The following is an 18665-nucleotide window of genomic DNA, read 5'->3' as shown; positions in this document are numbered from 1 at the left end:
CAAATTTGGGTGTCAGTCCGTATTACTACGCACTAACTAAAATTTGGAATTCTGATAATAAAGTCTTCAAGTATCTACTTTAGTCTATTAACTTCTTCGCTTGTTTCACTATCACATAAAACGCGTTTGGCGTTGTATGGTTAAGCCTCACGGGTAATTAGTACAAGTTAGCTTAATGGCTCACACCACTTCCACATCTTGCCTATCAACGTTGTAGTCTTCAACGGCCCTTCAGAGACTTTAAAAGTCTAGTGAGAACTCATCTCGAGGCCTGCTTCGCGCTTAGATGCTTTCAGCGCTTATCAGTTCCGAACGTAGCTACCGGGCAATGCCATTGGCATGACAACCCGAACACCAGCGGTTCGTTCACTCCGGTCCTCTCGTACTAGGAGCAACCCCTCTCAATTCTCAAACGCCCACGGCAGATAGGGACCGAACTGTCTCACGACGTTCTAAACCCAGCTCGCGTACCACTTTAAATGGCGAACAGCCATACCCTTGGGACCGACTTCAGCCCCAGGATGTGATGAGCCGACATCGAGGTGCCAAACACCGCCGTCGATATGAACTCTTGGGCGGTATCAGCCTGTTATCCCCGGAGTACCTTTTATCCGTTGAGCGATGGCCCTTCCATTCAGAACCACCGGATCACTATGACCTACTTTCGTACCTGCTCGACGTGTCTGTCTCGCAGTTAAGCTGGCTTCTACCATTACACTAACCGTACGATGTCCGACCGTACTTAGCCAACCTTCGTGCTCCTCCGTTACTCTTTGGGAGGAGACCGCCCCAGTCAAACTACCCACCAGGCACTGTCCGTAACCCCGATTCAGGGGCCAACGTTAGAACATCAAAACTACAAGGGTGGTATTTCAAGGACGACTCCACAAAAACTAGCGTCTCTGCTTCTAAGTCTCCCACCTATCCTACACATGTAGGTTCAATGTTCAGTGCCAAGCTGTAGTAAAGGTTCACGGGGTCTTTCCGTCTAGCCGCGGGTACACAGCATCTTCACTGCGATTTCAATTTCACTGAGTCTCGGGTGGAGACAGCGTGGCCATGGTTACACCATTCGTGCAGGTCGGAACTTACCCGACAAGGAATTTCGCTACCTTAGGACCGTTATAGTTACGGCCGCCGTTTACCGGGGCTTCGATCAAGAGCTTCTCCGAAGATAACCCCATCAATTAACCTTCCGGCACCGGGCAGGTGTCACACCGTATACGTCATCTTGCGATTTTGCACAGTGCTGTGTTTTTAATAAACAGTCCCAGCCACCTGGTCACTGCGGCTCCAATCAGCTTAGAGAGCAAGTCTCATCACCAATCGGAGCGTACCTTCTCCCGAAGTTACGGTACGATTTTGCCTAGTTCCTTCACCCGAGTTCTCTCAAGCGCCTTAGTATTCTCTACCTGACCACCTGTGTCGGTTTGGGGTACGATTCGGTATAATCTGAAGCTTAGAGGCTTTTCCTGGAAGTATGGCATCAGCAACTTCATCACCTTGGTGACTCGTCTCGTGTCTCAGCCTAACAGTAACCCGGATTTACCTAAGTCACTAGCCTACACACTTTCACATGGACTACCATCGCCATGCTTGCTTAGCCTGCTCCGTCCCCCCATCGCAATTATACCAAGTACGGAAATATTAATCCGTTTCCCATCGACTACGCCTTTCGGCCTCGCCTTAGGGGTCGACTTACCCTACCCTGATTAACATGGGATAGGAACCCTTGGTCTTCCGGCGTGCGGGTTTTTCACCCGCATTATCGTTACTCATGTCAGCATTCGCACTTCTGATACGTCCAGCATACCTCCCGGTACACCTTCAACCGCTTACAGAACGCTCCCCTACCACTCAGAATAAATTCTGAATCCGCAGCTTCGGTGCATAGTTTAGCCCCGTTACATCTTCCGCGCAGACCGACTCGACCAGTGAGCTATTACGCTTTCTTTAAAGGATGGCTGCTTCTAAGCCAACCTCCTGGCTGTCTGGGCCTTTCCACATCGTTTCCCACTTAACTATGACTTTGGGACCTTAGCTGGCGGTCTGGGTTGTTTCCCTCTTCACGACGGACGTTAGCACCCGCCGTGTGTCTCCCGGATATTACTTTACGGTATTCGGAGTTTGCAAAGGGTTGGTAAGTCGGGATGACCCCCTAGCCTTAACAGTGCTCTACCCCCGTAAGTATTCGTCCGAGGCTCTACCTAAATAGATTTCGGGGAGAACCAGCTATCTCCCGGTTTGATTAGCCTTTCACTCCTAACCACAGGTCATCCCCTAACTTTTCAACGTTAGTGGGTTCGGTCCTCCAGTTGATGTTACTCAACCTTCAACCTGCCCATGGCTAGATCACCGGGTTTCGGGTCTATACCTTGCAACTATTCGCCCAGTTAAGACTCGGTTTCCCTACGGCTACCCTAATCGGTTAACCTCGCTACAAAATATAAGTCGCTGACCCATTATACAAAAGGTACGCAGTCACCTAACAAGTAGGCTCCTACTGCTTGTACGTACACGGTTTCAGGTTCTATTTCACTCCCCTCACAGGGGTTCTTTTCGCCTTTCCCTCACGGTACTGGTTCACTATCGGTCAGTTGGGAGTATTTAGCCTTAGATGATGGTCCACCTATATTCAGTCAAAGTTTCACGTGCTCCGACCTACTCGATTTCACTTGAAATGCGTTTTCATGTACGGGACTATCACCCTGTATCGTGGCACTTTCCAGAGCCTTCCATTAACACATAATAAGCTTAAGGGCTGTTCCGATTTCGCTCGCCGCTACTATCGGAATCTCGGTTGATTTCTTTTCCTACGGGTACTTAGATGTTTCAGTTCTCCGCGTTCGCCTCGTTAACCTATGTATTCAGTTAACGATACCTGCAAGCAGGTGGGTTTCCCCATTCGGAAATCCTAGTCTCAAGTGCTTTTTACTAGCTTGACTAGGCTTATCGCAAGTTAATACGTCCTTCATCGCCTCCAACTGCCAAGGCATCCACCGTGTACGCTTAGTCACTTAACCATACAACCCAAACGGGTCTTTGTTTTGTGACAGTTTAACTTCGCCAGAAGTTAATATTGAATACTAAAGTAGATACCAATCAACAAACGAAACGTTCATTAAATGGCACTGAATGATACTGCTATCATTCTTTTTTACTTTTGAAAACTCTGTACAAATACAATGTATTCATACGAATTTTATTATCAGCTTTTCCAAATTTTTAAAGAGCATATTAATTAGTTAACCCAAAGGGTAAAACTAACTAACAATCATCTGTGTGGACACTACGAACAAATAAGTTCTAAATCGTATAAGGAGGTGATCCAGCCCCAGGTTCCCCTAGGGCTACCTTGTTACGACTTCACCCCAGTCATGAATCACTCCGTGGTAAACGTCCTCCCGAGGGTTAGACTATCTACTTCTGGAGCAACCCACTCCCATGGTGTGACGGGCGGTGTGTACAAGGCCCGGGAACGTATTCACCGCGTCATTCTGATACGCGATTACTAGCGATTCCGACTTCATGGAGTCGAGTTGCAGACTCCAATCCGGACTACGACGCACTTTAAGTGATTCGCTTACTCTCGCGAGTTCGCAGCACTCTGTATGCGCCATTGTAGCACGTGTGTAGCCCTACACGTAAGGGCCATGATGACTTGACGTCGTCCCCACCTTCCTCCGGTTTATCACCGGCAGTCTCCTTAGAGTTCTCAGCATTACCTGCTAGCAACTAAGGATAGGGGTTGCGCTCGTTGCGGGACTTAACCCAACATCTCACAACACGAGCTGACGACAGCCATGCAGCACCTGTATCAGAGTTCCCGAAGGCACCAAACCATCTCTGGTAAGTTCTCTGTATGTCAAGTGTAGGTAAGGTTCTTCGCGTTGCATCGAATTAAACCACATGCTCCACCGCTTGTGCGGGCCCCCGTCAATTCATTTGAGTTTTAACCTTGCGGCCGTACTCCCCAGGCGGTCTACTTAATGCGTTAGCTTTGAAAAACAGAACCGAGGCTCCGAGCTTCTAGTAGACATCGTTTACGGCGTGGACTACCAGGGTATCTAATCCTGTTTGCTCCCCACGCTTTCGTACATGAGCGTCAGTGTTGACCCAGGTGGCTGCCTTCGCCATCGGTATTCCTTCAGATCTCTACGCATTTCACCGCTACACCTGAAATTCTACCACCCTCTATCACACTCTAGTTTGCCAGTTCGAAATGCAGTTCCCAGGTTGAGCCCGGGGCTTTCACATCTCGCTTAACAAACCGCCTGCGTACGCTTTACGCCCAGTAATTCCGATTAACGCTCGCACCCTCCGTATTACCGCGGCTGCTGGCACGGAGTTAGCCGGTGCTTCTTCTGTCAGTAACGTCACAGCTAGCAGGTATTAACTACTAACCTTTCCTCCTGACTGAAAGTGCTTTACAACCCGAAGGCCTTCTTCACACACGCGGCATGGCTGCATCAGGCTTGCGCCCATTGTGCAATATTCCCCACTGCTGCCTCCCGTAGGAGTCTGGGCCGTGTCTCAGTCCCAGTGTGGCTGATCATCCTCTCAAACCAGCTAGGGATCGTCGCCTTGGTGAGCCATTACCTCACCAACTAGCTAATCCCACTTGGGCCAATCTAAAGGCGAGAGCCGAAGCCCCCTTTGGTCCGTAGACATTATGCGGTATTAGCAGTCGTTTCCAACTGTTGTCCCCCACCTCAAGGCATGTTCCCAAGCATTACTCACCCGTCCGCCGCTCGTCAGCAAAGTAGCAAGCTACTTTCTGTTACCGCTCGACTTGCATGTGTTAGGCCTGCCGCCAGCGTTCAATCTGAGCCATGATCAAACTCTTCAATTAAAAAGTTTTATGTCTTTCGACAGCTCAATGAATTCTGAATTTATTTAATATCTTTCGATATTGAATTGACTGTGCTGCAATTCTTTTCTTAAGTAAAACCTAAGTAAGTCATTGCTGTTGGTCACTCAGTTTAAATTGAGACTCTAAATTTGTTTGCCTCACTACCTAAGTAGCTTGGCTGTTAGAACTCAATCTGTACGAGTGCCCACACAGATGATTGCTTTATATTGTTAAAGAACGCTGCGATTAAAGCGTTAAACTTTATCTCGCTAGGGCTGCGCATATTACGCTTTCCTATTTTTTTGTCAACACTTAATTTTGTTAAACTTGAAAGTTTTCAGAACTAGGTTTTACTCGACTCACTGAGTAGCTCGTGCCTCGCTATGCGTTGCGCTCTGCCGTCTCAGTGGGGTCGCATTATAGGGCGAATCAATTTTAACGCAAGCGTTTTTAAACGCTTTTTTGCATTTAATTTTTACCCCAAAGATACCCCACCCAGACACACAAGATACCCACAAAACCCTGTGGATAACTCATTTTTTTGCGCTGTTTACTAAACTATTTACCTTGCTTGTGGTAAGTTGCGGCGCATATTTACAACTCGTTCACTAGGCAACACACATGACAGATATAATAAATAGTATAAGTGGTCTCTTATGGGGTCATATTTTAGTGTACTTATTAATAGCCGCTGGGCTATTTTTTACCATACGTCTTGGTTTCATCCAATTTGTACAATTCCCACACATGATTAAAGTCATGTTTCAAAGTCGCCAAGGGTCAGATGGCGGTATTTCCTCTTTCCAAGCATTTTGTACTTCTTTAGCCGCCCGTGTTGGTACCGGTAATATGGCAGGTGTTGCAGTCGCACTTTATTTAGGTGGTGCTGGTGCTATTTTTTGGATGTGGTTAATTGCTTTGATCGGTATGGCCACTAGTTTTGCAGAAAGCACATTGGCTCAAGCTTACAAAATACGTGATGAAGAAGGCAACTTCCGTGGAGGCCCTGCTTATTATATGGAGTACGGACTTGGCAAGCGCTGGATGGGCATAGTGTTCTCACTATGTTTAATTTTAGCCTTTGGTTTAGTTTTTAATGCGGTACAGTCAAACTCTATCGCTGCAGCTTTTGAAGTCGCCTTTGGTATTCCTAACTATATAGTAGGTATCGCACTCGTTATTGGTTCTGGCATCATCATATTTGGTGGCCTAAAAACAATTTCACGATTTGCTGAATTAGCAGTGCCATTTATGGCCGCTGCCTACTTAATTGTTGCACTGTATATATGTGCCGTAAATTACACTGAATTACCTGATGTATTTATGCATGTAATTAGAAGTGCTTTTGGTCTTGAACAAGCTGGCGCTGGTGCAATTGGTTATGGTGTTATGCAAGCGATGATCCAAGGGATCAAACGCGGGTTATTCTCAAACGAAGCAGGTATGGGTAGCGCTGCTAACGCTGCAGCAACCGCAACACCTAACCCGCCTCACCCTGCGTCACAGGGTTATGTACAAATGCTAGGTGTATTTGTAGATACTATTATTATTTGTACTGCCACTGCCGCTCTTATTTTATTATCAGAACAGTTAGTACCAGGCTCTGATGTAACGGGTATAGCACTTACACAAGCAGCGCTTGAGGAACATGTTGGTAGCTGGGGTGCAATATTTGTTGCAGTCGCTATTTTGTTTTTTGCTTTTACATCAATTGTAGCTAACTATTCTTATGCAGAAACGAACTTATTGTTTTTAGAGCATAACCATGCATCTGGCATGCTGATCTTCAGATTATTAGTGTTAGGTATGGTGATGTTTGGTGCCCTTGGTGAATTACCATTAGTGTGGACTCTAGCTGATGTGTCTATGGGCCTAATGGCGATTGTAAACGTAATCGCGCTATTTATGCTCTCAGGAGTTGTGGTATGGCTTGCCAAAGATTATAACGCTCAACGACGTGCTGGTAAGTTACCGACGTTTGATCCAAGTAAAAACAACAAGCTTAATAAAACTATTCCGAAAGGTATTTGGCACAAATAACTTTAAAGAGATTTAAGTTAAAAACCCGGAACGGCCCCATGGCCATTTCGGGTTTTTTATTGTCTAGTACCAACTCACTTAATTAAGTAACCTATATTGAGCTAGATAAACCTGTTAATAGCAAAGCAAAAATTTCGATGTTTAGTTGTTCTATATGAGGAGTTTTAACTCAACTAGCGTCTGGTTTGGCCTCTCAAACTAATTATGTATTATTGCGGATTGATATTATATTACTAATAGCAGTACCCACCTAGTGAGACCCAATTAAACACATTAGCATCATCAAGCTTCTCATATCTCTTATAAGCGATTAGTTAAACAGTTTACATCAACGCTCTTAATACATTTTGTGGCATTGTAATGGTGTTAATAGAAATAAGCGTATGCCGACTTGCGCTTATGTACCAAACGAAGCACAGCCACCACCCCATTTAAGAGCCTTGTACCACTGCTTTTATATAAATAGCTTAATATTAGTACTCTATTATGAGGTATGGAAATCTTATCGATAGCAAAACTTAAATTTAGTATTTTGTTCAAAATGAGAGGTTTTTTTCCGTAGCTAGCGTCAGGTTAGAGCTATAAAAATGATCAGTGGGAATATATTGATGGGATAAGCTTTTGAAAAATGTGAGACTTAAAGATATCAAACAAACGAAATAATTTAGTGTAAGGAATAAGATACTAGTTTGATAATGCGATTTTATAATTAATGGTTTAATCAAAGAATAGTTAAACTAGAATAAACAAGGAAAGTATAAAGTGGTGCCCGAGGCCGGACTTGAACCGGCACGACTTGTTAGTCGAGGGATTTTAAATCCCTTGTGTCTACCAATTCCACCACTCGGGCATCGAGTTTGCTAATTAAAGCGTGTGGAGTAATTATTTGGAGGCGGAACCCGGAGTCGAACCGGGGTAAACGGATTTGCAATCCGGTGCATGGCCACTCTGCCATTCCGCCTAAACATATCAAATAATTTGGAGCGGCACACGAGGCTCGAACTCGTGACCTCGACCTTGGCAAGGTCGCGCTCTACCAACTGAGCTAGTGCCGCATAAAACTTTATCAGTAATTTGTACGTTGGTGCGCGACCATGTCGCGGTAAAACGTTCTGGCAACTGAGTTAGTGCCATAAAATAAGTATTTATCAAACTTTTAATTAACTTGGTCAATAATTAAAAGTGGTGCCCGAGGCCGGACTTGAACCGGCACGACTTGTTAGTCGAGGGATTTTAAATCCCTTGTGTCTACCAATTCCACCACTCGGGCATCGAGTTTGCTATTTAAAGCAAGTGGATAAAACTAATATGGAGCGGCACACGAGGCTCGAACTCGTGACCTCGACCTTGGCAAGGTCGCGCTCTACCAACTGAGCTAGTGCCGCATCATATTAATTCTAAATAATTTTTATAAGTTACATATTGGTGTATGTAACCAAACCACAAAGTGGTGCCCGAGGCCGGACTTGAACCGGCACGACTTGTTAGTCGAGGGATTTTAAATCCCTTGTGTCTACCAATTCCACCACTCGGGCATCGAGTTTGCTAATTAAAGCGTGTGGAGTGTTGATTGGAGGCGGAACCCGGAGTCGAACCGGGGTAAACGGATTTGCAATCCGGTGCATGGCCACTCTGCCATTCCGCCTCAATACTAGGTTAGCTTTAAGATAAACTGGAGCGGCACACGAGGCTCGAACTCGTGACCTCGACCTTGGCAAGGTCGCGCTCTACCAACTGAGCTAGTGCCGCTTAATGTTTATCTAGGGGGCTATGCCCTCTCAACACGGACGCATTCTACAGAGATTATTAAACGCGTCAACACAAAAAATGCTACTTTTGAACTGTTTGATTGTTTTTTATCTAAAATGGTGCGTTATTAGACGTTTACAATCAATTTTTGGTCAATTCTCCCCATGCTGCAACTAAATATTGCACCATAGAACTAAGCGTTAAAAACGTGGCGATATAAAGTAGGCCATAGCTTAAATACATCATCCAGCTATCGTACTGCCAGATTAAACCTATAATGGCTAACATTTGAGCTGCCGTTTTTAATTTACCCATATCGGATACAGCCACGTTGCCGCGCTTCCCCTGTTCAGCCATCCACTCACGTAGCGCCGATATAACAATTTCACGACTAATAATAATAAGCGCAGGGATAGTCATATACAAAGATTGATAATGCTCAGATAAAGCAACCAAGGCAGCACACACCATTACTTTATCAGCAACAGGGTCTAGGAACGCACCAAAAGGCGTTGATTGTTCAAGTTTACGGGCTAAATAGCCATCGAGTATATCTGTGATCGAAGCCAGCCAAAAAATAAAGGCAGCAACAAAGAATGCCCATGAATAAGGCATATAAAATATCACCAAAAAAATGGGGATAAGAAAGAGTCTAAACGTTGTGAGTGTGTTTGGAATATTCCACATAACTACTTGGATATGTCTTTTTTTCTATATTCGCACATAGGGCTAGCCCTTGTCATGCAAATGGTTAAATATCTTCTCAGCCATGTCAGGACTGATCCCAGGAACTTTCTTTAGCTGTTCTATATTAGCAGCTTTTACGCCTTGCATGCCCCCTAAATATTTTAATAATGTTTGTCGACGCTTTGAACCAACGCCATCTATTTCTTCTAATAACGACTGAGTACGCTGTTTTTGGCGCTTGTTACGGTGCCCTGCAATTGCAAAACGATGCGATTCATCCCGTATATGCTGAATCAAATGCAGTGCTGGTGCATCAGAATCCATAGGGATTGTCTTACGCCCACCATCTATAAGCAAGGTTTCAAGGCCTGGCTTACGGCTAGTGCCTTTTGCAACCCCAACTAATAACGGCATTTTGGTATGCGGCCAGTTTTCGAAATATTGCTCCGCTCTACCTAATTGCCCTTTACCACCATCGATAAAAATAACATCGGGAATTTTATCTTCATCAACCAGCTTGTTATAACGTTTGTTTAGTGCAAATTCCATAGCGGCGTAATCATCACCGCCAGTGATGCCCGTCACGTTATAACGACGATATTCTTTATTATTTGGCCCTTGAGAGTCAAATACAACACAGCTGGCCACTGTGTTTTCACCCATGGTATGACTGATATCAAAGCATTCCATGCGATTTATATCATCCAGGCGTAAAGTGGCCTTTAATTGCGCATAACGCTTGTTTATAGAGTCTTGAGTGCTTTGCTTCACCGTAATGCTATTTAATGCATTTTTATTTGCTAACTGTAAGTACTGTGCTCGCTCACCGCGGGTAACCACTTTTAGTGATACTTTGCGCTCACTAATTTGAGTTAGTGCTTCACTGAGCGCATCACTTTCTACAATTTCAAACGGTAAAATAATTTCTTTGGCAATACGCCCTGTCGCACCTGGAGCTAAATAATACTGACCCAAGAAAGAGGTTAATATTTCTTGCTCCTGTGAATCTTTAGGCACCTTTGGAAAATAAGTTTTACTACCCAGCACTTTATGATCGCGGATCATCAATAAATGAATCCCATTTAAACCGTTTAAATGGGCAAAGCCGACCACATCCATTTCCGCAAAATTGCCAGAGATAGATTGTTGCTCCTGCATTTTACGCAGTAACATAATTTGGTCACGTACTTTAGCTGCGAGTTCAAAATTAAGCTGCTCACTGGCTCTTTCCATTTTAGCGATTAGATCGGCTATTACTTCATGAGATTTACCGGTTAAAAACTTACGAACATAATTAACTTGCTGCGCGTATTCATCTTCAGAAACTTTATTTACACACGGCGCAGAACAACGTTTTAATTGATACTGTAAACAGGGACGACTTCGCGCACGATAATAAGCATCTTCGCATTGACGCACAGGAAAGATCTTTTGCATTAACCGCAAACTTTCTGAGACAGCTCCAGCGCTTGGAAAAGGACCAAAATATTCACCTTTTACTTTTCTGCTACCACGATGAAAGGCTAAGCGAGGATGCTTATGATTAGTGAGCAGTATGTAAGGGTACGACTTATCATCACGTAACAGAATATTATAACGTGGCTGATATTTTTTAATGAGGTTGTTTTCGAGCAGTAAAGCTTCTGTCTCTGTATTAGTAAGCGTGACTTCAATATTACAAATATTACTTACTAAAACACGGGTTTTACTATCGGTTATATTACTACGAAAGTAACTACTTACCCGCTTTTTTAAACTTTTAGCTTTACCGACATAGATAACTTGGTTGTCATTATCGAGCATGCGATAAACGCCAGGCTCACTCGATAATGTTTTTAAAAACTGGACATGATCAAATTCAGACATATATAACGACTAGTAAGATATATCTATATCAATCATTTTGTAACGTATAGCTAAATGAGTAAGCTCTACATCGCCTCCTACGTTAAGCTTTTCAAACATACGATAGCGATAACTGTTTACTGTTTTAGAACTCAAATTTAAGCGCTCAGCGATATCTTGTGCTTTTTCACCTTTGGTGATCATCAACATAATTTGTAGTTCACGCTCAGATAGGCTTTGAAATGGATTTTCATCAGTTCTACCAGTTACTTGAGCCAGTGCAATCTGTTGTGCTATTTCTGGAGCAATATAACGTTGTCCTGCGTGCACACAACGTATAGCGCGAACCATTTCATCAGACCCAGCACCTTTGGTTAAAAAACCATGCGCACCAATTTGCATTACCTTACTTGGAAATGGGTCTTCGCAATTAACAGTAAGGACAATAATTTTCACATCAGGACAGTAACGGCAAATCTTTTTAGTTGCCTCAAGCCCGCCCATACCAGGCATGTTCATATCCATTAACACTATATTTGGCGCATGCTGACGGCAAAACTGCACAGCCTCTTCGCCTGTTTTAGCTTCACCTATCACTTTAAAACCACGTATATCATCAAGAATACGTCTGATCCCTGTGCGAACAAGTTCATGGTCATCAACTAAAAGTACGTTAATCAATGGAACACCCTCACTAGCCTAATAAGATGCAAGTTAACAAAATTAATTTTCAACATTAGCATACATACGACGAAACCATAACTAATATTATGCTTTCGCCGCCGGTCATCATGACCAATATAATTAAAGCGTATTTACCAAAAGCAGGTAAATACGCGATAGTGATTTAAGCTGACGCTTTTTCACTAAAACGGTCAACCCATAAAGCAATAATACCATCACCCGTTACATTACACGCAGTACCAAAGCTATCTTGCGCTAAGTAAAGTGCAATCATTAGTGCCACTGCACCTTCGTTGAAACCTAGCATGCTCGTAAGTAAACCTAATGCCGACATTACCGCACCACCTGGTGCACCTGGCGCTGCAATCATCACTACACCTAACATCATAATGAATGGCAGCATAGCCATTAGTGAAGGTATTTCCATGCTAGGCGATAAATACATCACAGCCATGGCACAGGTTACAATGGTAATTGTTGATCCAGATAAATGAATAGTGGCGCATAATGGCACGGTAAAGTTTGCTACATCTTCTTTTACGTTATTGGCTTTACTTGATTGCAAAGAAACTGGAATGGTTGCCGCGCTCGACATGGTTCCTAGTGCAGTAAAGTACGCAGGTAACATATTTTTAATTAGCTCAATAGGATTACGCTTAAGTAATAGGCCCGATACAATATAAAGCACACTCAACCATAGCCAATGCATAACTAATGCAGCAATTAACACTACACCAAATGCTTGTAATGTGTCGACAACGGTACCTGCTACAGTCATTTCAGCAAATACACCCGCAATGTAAAACGGCAATGCCGGAATAATTACTTTTGATAGTAAACCATCAATAATGTCGCGCCCCTGATCCGACACAGTTTTTAATGTGTCTAATCCAAGCTGACTCATACCAATACCAAAGACAAAGGCTGTGACTAAAGCTGTCATAACACCCATTAACGGTGGAATTTCTAAGTCAATAAAGCTACCTACCTCAGTGACTGCTTCGGCTTCAAATGAAATACCACCGCTTAAGAACGGAATAACCGCTGTCACTAATAAAAACGCTAAAGTACCGGCTATAATTGTTGAGCCATACGCAAAACCAACCGTTTTCCCCAATAGATGGCCTGATCCTTTAGGTAGCCCAGCAATACCTGAGGCAATAAAAAACAAAATAATCAGTGGAATTGTAAAACTAATAAGCTGGCCAATAAGCTCTTTTACTGTATATAAAAGCTCAACGCCAGTTAAGGGAATGTAGAGCCCGACTAAAATACCGGCCACAATACCGGCAATTAATTTTAAGATTAACTTCATGGTGATTACTTTATTGAATTTAGATAGTGTGTTTTTATCATGTTTTGAATAGTTTGTGTCATAAAACTGTTCAACCGCAGTTCATTTGCACAATTAACCAACAAAATATAAGTGAGTACCGTTGATTTGTTTAAATAACGACTACATAAACAAGAAATAACGTATAAAGTTAAAGGTGAACAAATGGCATATGCTCGCCTTTTTAATAACTAAAAAATTAACAGGTTGGATTTTTAGTTCAATCCGTTATAAGCGTAATTAATATATGTTATAGCCAAAGCTTACTTTAACTTTTTTTATCTCACAGTAAAGTAGGCTTATAAAGTTAACAGGATAGCTGTTAACGTGTTGATCAGATTGTACCTAAAGGAACATTATGTCTACTATTTTTGAAGATAACTCACTAAGCATCGGTAACACACCGTTGGTAAAACTTAACCGTGTTACAGGTGGGAATGTATACGCTAAAGTTGAATCACGTAACCCTAGCTTTAGTATTAAATGCCGTATTGGTGCATCAATGATTTGGGAAGCTGAAAAATCAGGTCAACTTACCAAAGACAAAGAGCTAATAGAGCCGACATCAGGTAACACTGGTATTGCTTTAGCATTTGTTGCGGCCTCTCGCGGCTACAAACTAACGCTGACTATGCCAAACACCATGAGCTTAGAACGTCGTAAACTATTAAAGGCACTCGGTGCTAACCTAGTGCTCACAGATGGCGCTAAAGGCATGAACGGCGCTATTGCTAAAGCCAAAGAAATTCAAGCAGCAGACCCAGATAAGTTTATTTTGCTACAACAGTTCGAAAACCCAGCAAACCCTAAAATTCACTTTGAAACAACGGGCCCAGAAATTTTTAATGCACTTGATGGCAAAATCGATTTCTTTGTTGCAGGTGTTGGTACTGGCGGCACTATTACAGGTGTTAGTCGTTATCTTAAAAAAGAGAAAGGCCTTAATGTAAAATCAATAGCCGTAGAGCCAAGCCACTCGCCAGTTATTAGTCAAACGCTTGCCGGTGAAGAGGTAAAACCAGGGCCACATAAAATACAGGGGATTGGTGCAGGCTTTATTCCAGGGAACTTAGACCTATCAATAATTGATGGTGTAGAGCAAGTGTCTAATGAAGAATGTATCGCAATGTGTCACGAGCTAATGAAAAAAGAAGGGATTTTAGTCGGTATTTCATCGGGTGCAGCCGTGGTTGCAGCCAAACGTATTGCTGAACGTCCTGAAAACGCAGATAAAAATATTGTGGTTATTTTACCAAGTGCAACAGAGCGTTACTTATCAAGCCCAATGTTTGATGAAGAGTTTTCCGAGCAAGAGCTTGTTCAATAATCAGACTACATTATTAAAAAAGGATGTTTTTCAACATCCTTTTTTATTACTTTGCCTATAAGTTAACACCTATTTAGTACTATCCTCTTTACATCCGCAGCATTCCATCACACACTTTATGTATGAGTAATCAACCTGACCAAATATGAAAACAATTTTAACCACTTTTGTGCTCATCTTTAGTATTTTGATCGTTGGCTGTAATGAAAATACTAAACCTAAAGACCAGTACATAGATAATGATCGCCCAGGCGATACCGCCACGGTGTATTTTGATGCGCTTTATAATCAGCATAACTTGCAAAAAGCCAGCAATTTCGCGACCCCTACATTATCCCGCATAATGAAATCGTACGGTACAGCAAAACAGTTTGCCCGCAGTCTTATTAATTTACAGTACGATGAAGTGGTAATTGAAATTGATATGTCAAATTCAAGTCTGCGCGAACAATACGGCAATAAGGCAAGAATAAACATTGTATTTACTGGTTATTTTAACGGTAAAAAAATTGACGATTTTCGCACTATCGAAATGCTAAAAATAAAAGGCAAATGGTACGTAGATAAAATCGTCGCTGATCCTTACGGACGCTGATCAGCCTTCAATCTAAAAAATAAATAAACACAAAAAAGCCTTAAGTTATAAACTTAAGGCTTTTTTACTTTTATCTTCTTTATTGCTTTGGCATTAGGTTAGATATCTTCAGATTTAAAGTTATCTACCGCAATAGCCTGCATTCGCAATCTGTTAGCATGATGCATAGCCTCAGCATCTAGCTTAGTGAGTAATTCATGCTCAAGAGCGTAATCAACAGCTTGTTCAATATCAAAAGTAGCAGGTACCTTACCTTTTCGTTGCCACTGTTTTAACTGTTTAAATTGATTTTGCATGTCGTGCATCGCTAAAAAAGCATTTTCCATCACCCCAGTGCCGGCGTTCTCATCGATGTAACACAAATGAGTAAGCCTATTTCTAAACACGCCAGGTTGCGTCATGTGCTCACAAATACGTTGTGAAGTTGCATCACTTGGTTTGTGATAATGATTGCCTAACGGAAACACAATGCGTTTGAGGGCAAAGTTAACCACCGGGTTAGAGAAGTTTTTAAAGAAGCCATCAAATGCTTGGCCTATTTCATACAACGACGTCTCTATTGCATACTTAACGAAAGGTAAATCAGCCTGTTGACGCCCTTCATCTTCAAAACGTTTTAATACAGTAGAAGCAATGTATAAATGACTTAATACATCGCCTAAACGCGCTGATATCATCTCTTTGCGTTTAAGTTCACCGCCTAACATCAGCATTGCAACATCAGTTGTAAGCGCAAGTCCTCGGCTCATTCTCCCTAATTGTTTATAGTAAGCTGCGGTTTCTCCGCATACAGGCGCTTTGGCAAAATGGCCGCGAGTTAAGCCATGCACTAAAGCCATACTTGCATTGCTGATGGCAAATACAATGTGGTTCATCAGTAGGCCATCAAATTGCTCAAGTGCGGCGTCATCATCTTCCATTGCTGCCGCTTCCATTTCTTTTAATACAAACGGATGGCAACGAGTCGCGCCTTGGCCAAATATCATTAAATTACGGGTAAGAATATTAGCGCCCTCAACCGTAATCGAAACTGGTATACCCATATAGCCATGTGCTAAATAGTTATTAGGCCCAACCTGAATCCCTTTACCTGCATGAATGTCCATTGCATCATTCATTACCGTTCGACCCATTTCGGTCATATGGTATTTTGCAATAGCAGTCACTACCGATGGACTTAGTTTTAAATCAATGGCGCCAGCTGTCATTAACCGGCACGATTCCAGCGCATAAGTTAAGCCACCAATACGTGCTAACCCTTCTTGAACCCCTTCAAATTGACCAATTGACACACCAAATTGTTGACGAACAACTGAATAAGCCGAAGTCATTTTAGCCGCTAAATGCCCTGTTGCAGTACTTAATGCCGGTAACGAAATACCACGCCCAGCACTTAAACACTCAACCAACATGCGCCAACCGCGCCCAGCCCCTTGCTGACCACCGATAATCCAATCAAGCGGAATAAATACGTCTTCACCGTAAGTTGTACCATTCATAAACGCCATATTGAGTGGATAATGACGCTCGCCGGTTTTAACACCCGGATGATCGGTTGGTATTAGTGCACACGTAATACCCAGTTCTTTTTCATCGCCTAACAAGCCGTCTGGGTCATACATTTTAAATGCAAGGCCAAGTACTGTCGCCACAGGCGCAAGGGTAATGTAACGTTTTGACCAATTTAAACGCAGCCCTAAAACTTCCTTACCGTCATGCTCGCCTTTGCATACCACGCCTGAATCGGGAATACTGCCGGCATCTGAGCCGGCCTCTGGACCGGTTAATGCAAAACAAGGCACATCGTCGCCCTTTGCCAGGCTCGGTAACCAGCGGTTTTGTTGCTCAGTTGTTCCGTAATGAAGTAATAACTCACCCGGCCCTAAGCTATTAGGCACCATTACCGTCACTGCAGCGGTTAAGCTTTTAGTGGCGATTTTTGACACTATGGTAGAGTTAGCAATGGCTGAAAATTCTAATCCTCCAAATTTTTCTGGGATGATCATTGCAAAAAAACCTTCGGTTTTTAAAAAATCCCAGACTTCTTTGGGTAAGTCTTTATCTTTTTGTACTATTTTATAGTCATCAAGCATAGCTAATAACGCTTCGACCTGATTTTCAATAAACGTAGTTTCTTGCTCACTTAACTGTGGGCGCGGGTAATTATGTAACTTTTGCCAGTCAGGATCACCACTAAATAGCTCCCCATCCCACCACACATCACCTGCCTCCATGGCTTCTCGCTCAGTTTGCGATAATGGCGGCAATACTTTTTTAAACATCTTAAAAGTGGGTCGGGTAATTAAATTAAGGCGGATATCTTTAATCGCAAACACCACGATCACCACAACCAGTAATATAATAAATACTGACATAAGCACATTCCTTTACAGTTATAAAAACACTGATTTAATTATGACCGATCTTAATTTAAATACAATGGCTAGCCAGTCGAGTGCAACTAAATGATGAGCCTAGCCAATTGCAATTTAAAATATAACAATAAGTAGGATTACACATTTATTACACACAGCAAAAAGCCCACAAATGTGGGCTTTTCACTACTTAACTGGTTTAATTTATGCGATTAAACGCTTAATTAAAACTGAAAACGAATGTTAGCAAAGTAAGCATCGTAATCTGAGTCATCTGCGTTGTTGCCGTAACCCACTTTTAAACCAATATTTTTATTGATGAAGTGTTGAGCACCAAAGGTGTAGTTGTCTTCTTTATCATAAGATGCAAACACAGAAGTCGCTTTTGAAAAGTAGTAGTTTGTTTCTACGTTCCACTGGTCATCTGCTTCATCAAGGCTCATAAATGTACCTTCTACAGTTAGGTAGTTACCTTGCTGTAAATCAATGAAATATTTAGCAGCTACTGAACGAGAGTCAAAATCATCATCTGATTCAACAGTGATACCTACGTAATCTGTATCGTTAAGCATGTGGTTGTATGCTAAAGAAAATAATGTAACGTTATCGCCGTCTTTTTTATCAACAAATCTTACTTTTGCAAGTAAGTCAGGGTTGAAAAAGTAACCAGCTGAAAGTGTATAGAACTCGTTATTAGAGTTGTAATCAGCATTTTGGTAAGACGCACCAACCACAAAATCTTCAACGAAGTATTCACCGCCAATAGCAGTTACATCGCCAAAGTCGTCATCTGCGTAGCCGCCAAATACGTTGCTTTGCTTATTGATGTATTCAAATTGGTCGTATGGACCTAGTGTGCTTTTAGGAGAGAAGTAGTAAGTTGAGTCCACACTAATAGTATCGTTGTTATCAGTATCTGCATAACCTAAGTTACTGATTGATTGATAGCTATCTGCAGCGTGTGCAGCACTTGATAATAAAATACCTGAAATAATAATCGCTAATTTTTTCATAATGAAACATCCCTATGTACATTGTTTTTGTACTTTAACTGCATTGCTAAAGTGGGGGTATGCTAACGCTGCGAAACTGAACGAAAACTGAACCAAGCAATTGTATTTGTTAGGGAAATTGTAAGAAAATGTTGGAGAATTTTATGTTAAAGTAATCGCAACAAA

At 42.4% G+C, this 18665-nt stretch carries 9 protein-coding genes, 8 tRNA genes and 2 rRNA genes; 3 read left to right on the top strand and 16 right to left on the bottom strand.

The features are described 5' to 3' along the window. Positions 1-136: 136 nt before the first annotated feature. A 23S ribosomal RNA gene (locus tag B1F84_RS05520) occupies positions 137-3023 on the bottom strand. A gap of 293 nt (positions 3024-3316) precedes the next feature. Continuing rightward, positions 3317-4852 (bottom strand): 16S ribosomal RNA (locus B1F84_RS05515). The 16S and 23S rRNA genes sit together here, the layout of an rRNA operon. A 621-nt stretch (positions 4853-5473) precedes the next feature. Here B1F84_RS05515 and B1F84_RS05510 point away from each other — a divergent pair. Next, positions 5474-6892 (top strand): sodium:alanine symporter family protein, encoded by a 1419-nt coding sequence (locus tag B1F84_RS05510; protein WP_010391487.1) that lies wholly within the window; start codon positions 5474-5476, stop codon positions 6890-6892. A 763-nt stretch (positions 6893-7655) separates the two neighbouring features. On the opposite strand, the gene B1F84_RS05505 is transcribed toward B1F84_RS05510, so the two are convergent. From B1F84_RS05505 to B1F84_RS05450, 12 genes are all read right to left on the bottom strand, one after another. Continuing rightward, positions 7656-7742: transfer RNA gene (locus B1F84_RS05505), tRNA-Leu, on the bottom strand. A gap of 37 nt (positions 7743-7779) precedes the next feature. Beyond that, positions 7780-7853 (bottom strand) — tRNA-Cys (locus B1F84_RS05500). Positions 7854-7871: 18 nt separating this feature from the next. Then, positions 7872-7947: transfer RNA gene (locus tag B1F84_RS05495), tRNA-Gly, on the bottom strand. A 128-nt stretch (positions 7948-8075) separates the two neighbouring features. Beyond that, positions 8076-8162 (bottom strand) — tRNA-Leu (locus B1F84_RS05490). 39 nt (positions 8163-8201) lie between these two features. Continuing rightward, positions 8202-8277, bottom strand: a tRNA-Gly gene (locus tag B1F84_RS05485). 63 nt (positions 8278-8340) lie between these two features. After that, positions 8341-8427: transfer RNA gene (locus tag B1F84_RS05480), tRNA-Leu, on the bottom strand. Between the two features lie 36 nt (positions 8428-8463). Then, positions 8464-8537 (bottom strand) — tRNA-Cys (locus tag B1F84_RS05475). A gap of 28 nt (positions 8538-8565) precedes the next feature. Then, positions 8566-8641 (bottom strand) — tRNA-Gly (locus B1F84_RS05470). Between the two features lie 141 nt (positions 8642-8782). Further along, positions 8783-9328, bottom strand: a complete 546-nt coding sequence (pgsA, locus tag B1F84_RS05465; RefSeq protein WP_036933597.1) for a CDP-diacylglycerol--glycerol-3-phosphate 3-phosphatidyltransferase — start codon at positions 9326-9328, stop codon at positions 8783-8785. Positions 9329-9370: 42 nt separating this feature from the next. Then, positions 9371-11194, bottom strand: coding sequence for an excinuclease ABC subunit UvrC (gene uvrC, locus B1F84_RS05460; RefSeq protein WP_131690800.1), 1824 nt, complete (start codon positions 11192-11194; stop codon positions 9371-9373). A gap of 9 nt (positions 11195-11203) precedes the next feature. Continuing rightward, entirely contained in the window at positions 11204-11854 is a 651-nt protein-coding gene (uvrY, locus tag B1F84_RS05455; protein ID WP_016899482.1) for a UvrY/SirA/GacA family response regulator transcription factor, read from the bottom strand. A 166-nt stretch (positions 11855-12020) separates the two neighbouring features. Beyond that, positions 12021-13172: a dicarboxylate/amino acid:cation symporter gene (locus tag B1F84_RS05450; RefSeq protein WP_008113092.1), complete on the bottom strand. Its 1152-nt coding sequence runs from the start codon at positions 13170-13172 to the stop codon at positions 12021-12023. Positions 13173-13548: 376 nt separating this feature from the next. On the opposite strand from B1F84_RS05450, the gene cysK reads away from it, so the two are divergent. After that, on the top strand, positions 13549-14517 hold the full coding sequence (gene cysK / locus B1F84_RS05445; protein WP_131690799.1) for a cysteine synthase A: 969 nt from the start codon (positions 13549-13551) through the stop codon (positions 14515-14517). A 145-nt stretch (positions 14518-14662) separates the two neighbouring features. Further along, positions 14663-15112, top strand: a complete 450-nt coding sequence (locus B1F84_RS05440; RefSeq protein ID WP_076920446.1) for a hypothetical protein — start codon at positions 14663-14665, stop codon at positions 15110-15112. A gap of 98 nt (positions 15113-15210) precedes the next feature. On the opposite strand, the gene B1F84_RS05435 is transcribed toward B1F84_RS05440, so the two are convergent. Beyond that, entirely contained in the window at positions 15211-17487 is a 2277-nt protein-coding gene (locus tag B1F84_RS05435; protein WP_131690798.1) for an acyl-CoA dehydrogenase, read from the bottom strand. A 224-nt stretch (positions 17488-17711) separates the two neighbouring features. Then, the gene (locus tag B1F84_RS05430; RefSeq protein WP_131690797.1) at positions 17712-18500 is read right to left on the bottom strand and encodes a putative porin; all 789 of its coding nucleotides are present in this window, start codon (positions 18498-18500) and stop codon (positions 17712-17714) included. Between the last annotated feature and the right edge of the window lie 165 nt (positions 18501-18665).

This window comes from Pseudoalteromonas sp. DL-6 (assembly GCF_004328665.1).
In the GTDB taxonomy this organism is placed as follows: domain Bacteria; phylum Pseudomonadota; class Gammaproteobacteria; order Enterobacterales; family Alteromonadaceae; genus Pseudoalteromonas.
The sequence above is the reverse complement of the archived record's forward strand: the minus strand, read 5'-3'. Positions and strand labels throughout refer to the sequence as shown.

Excerpts from the sequence above, each read along its gene's own strand:
- B1F84_RS05510 (WP_010391487.1), top strand. The coding sequence starts at position 5,474 with ATGACAGATATAATAAATAGTATAAGTGGTCTCTTATGGGGTCATATT.
- pgsA (WP_036933597.1), bottom strand. The coding sequence starts at position 9,328 with ATGTGGAATATTCCAAACACACTCACAACGTTTAGACTCTTTCTTATC.
- uvrC (WP_131690800.1), bottom strand. The coding sequence starts at position 11,194 with ATGTCTGAATTTGATCATGTCCAGTTTTTAAAAACATTATCGAGTGAG.
- B1F84_RS05450 (WP_008113092.1), bottom strand. The coding sequence starts at position 13,172 with ATGAAGTTAATCTTAAAATTAATTGCCGGTATTGTGGCCGGTATTTTA.
- cysK (WP_131690799.1), top strand. The coding sequence starts at position 13,549 with ATGTCTACTATTTTTGAAGATAACTCACTAAGCATCGGTAACACACCG.
- B1F84_RS05440 (WP_076920446.1), top strand. The coding sequence starts at position 14,663 with ATGAAAACAATTTTAACCACTTTTGTGCTCATCTTTAGTATTTTGATC.
- B1F84_RS05435 (WP_131690798.1), bottom strand. The coding sequence starts at position 17,487 with ATGTCAGTATTTATTATATTACTGGTTGTGGTGATCGTGGTGTTTGCG.
- B1F84_RS05430 (WP_131690797.1), bottom strand. The coding sequence starts at position 18,500 with ATGAAAAAATTAGCGATTATTATTTCAGGTATTTTATTATCAAGTGCT.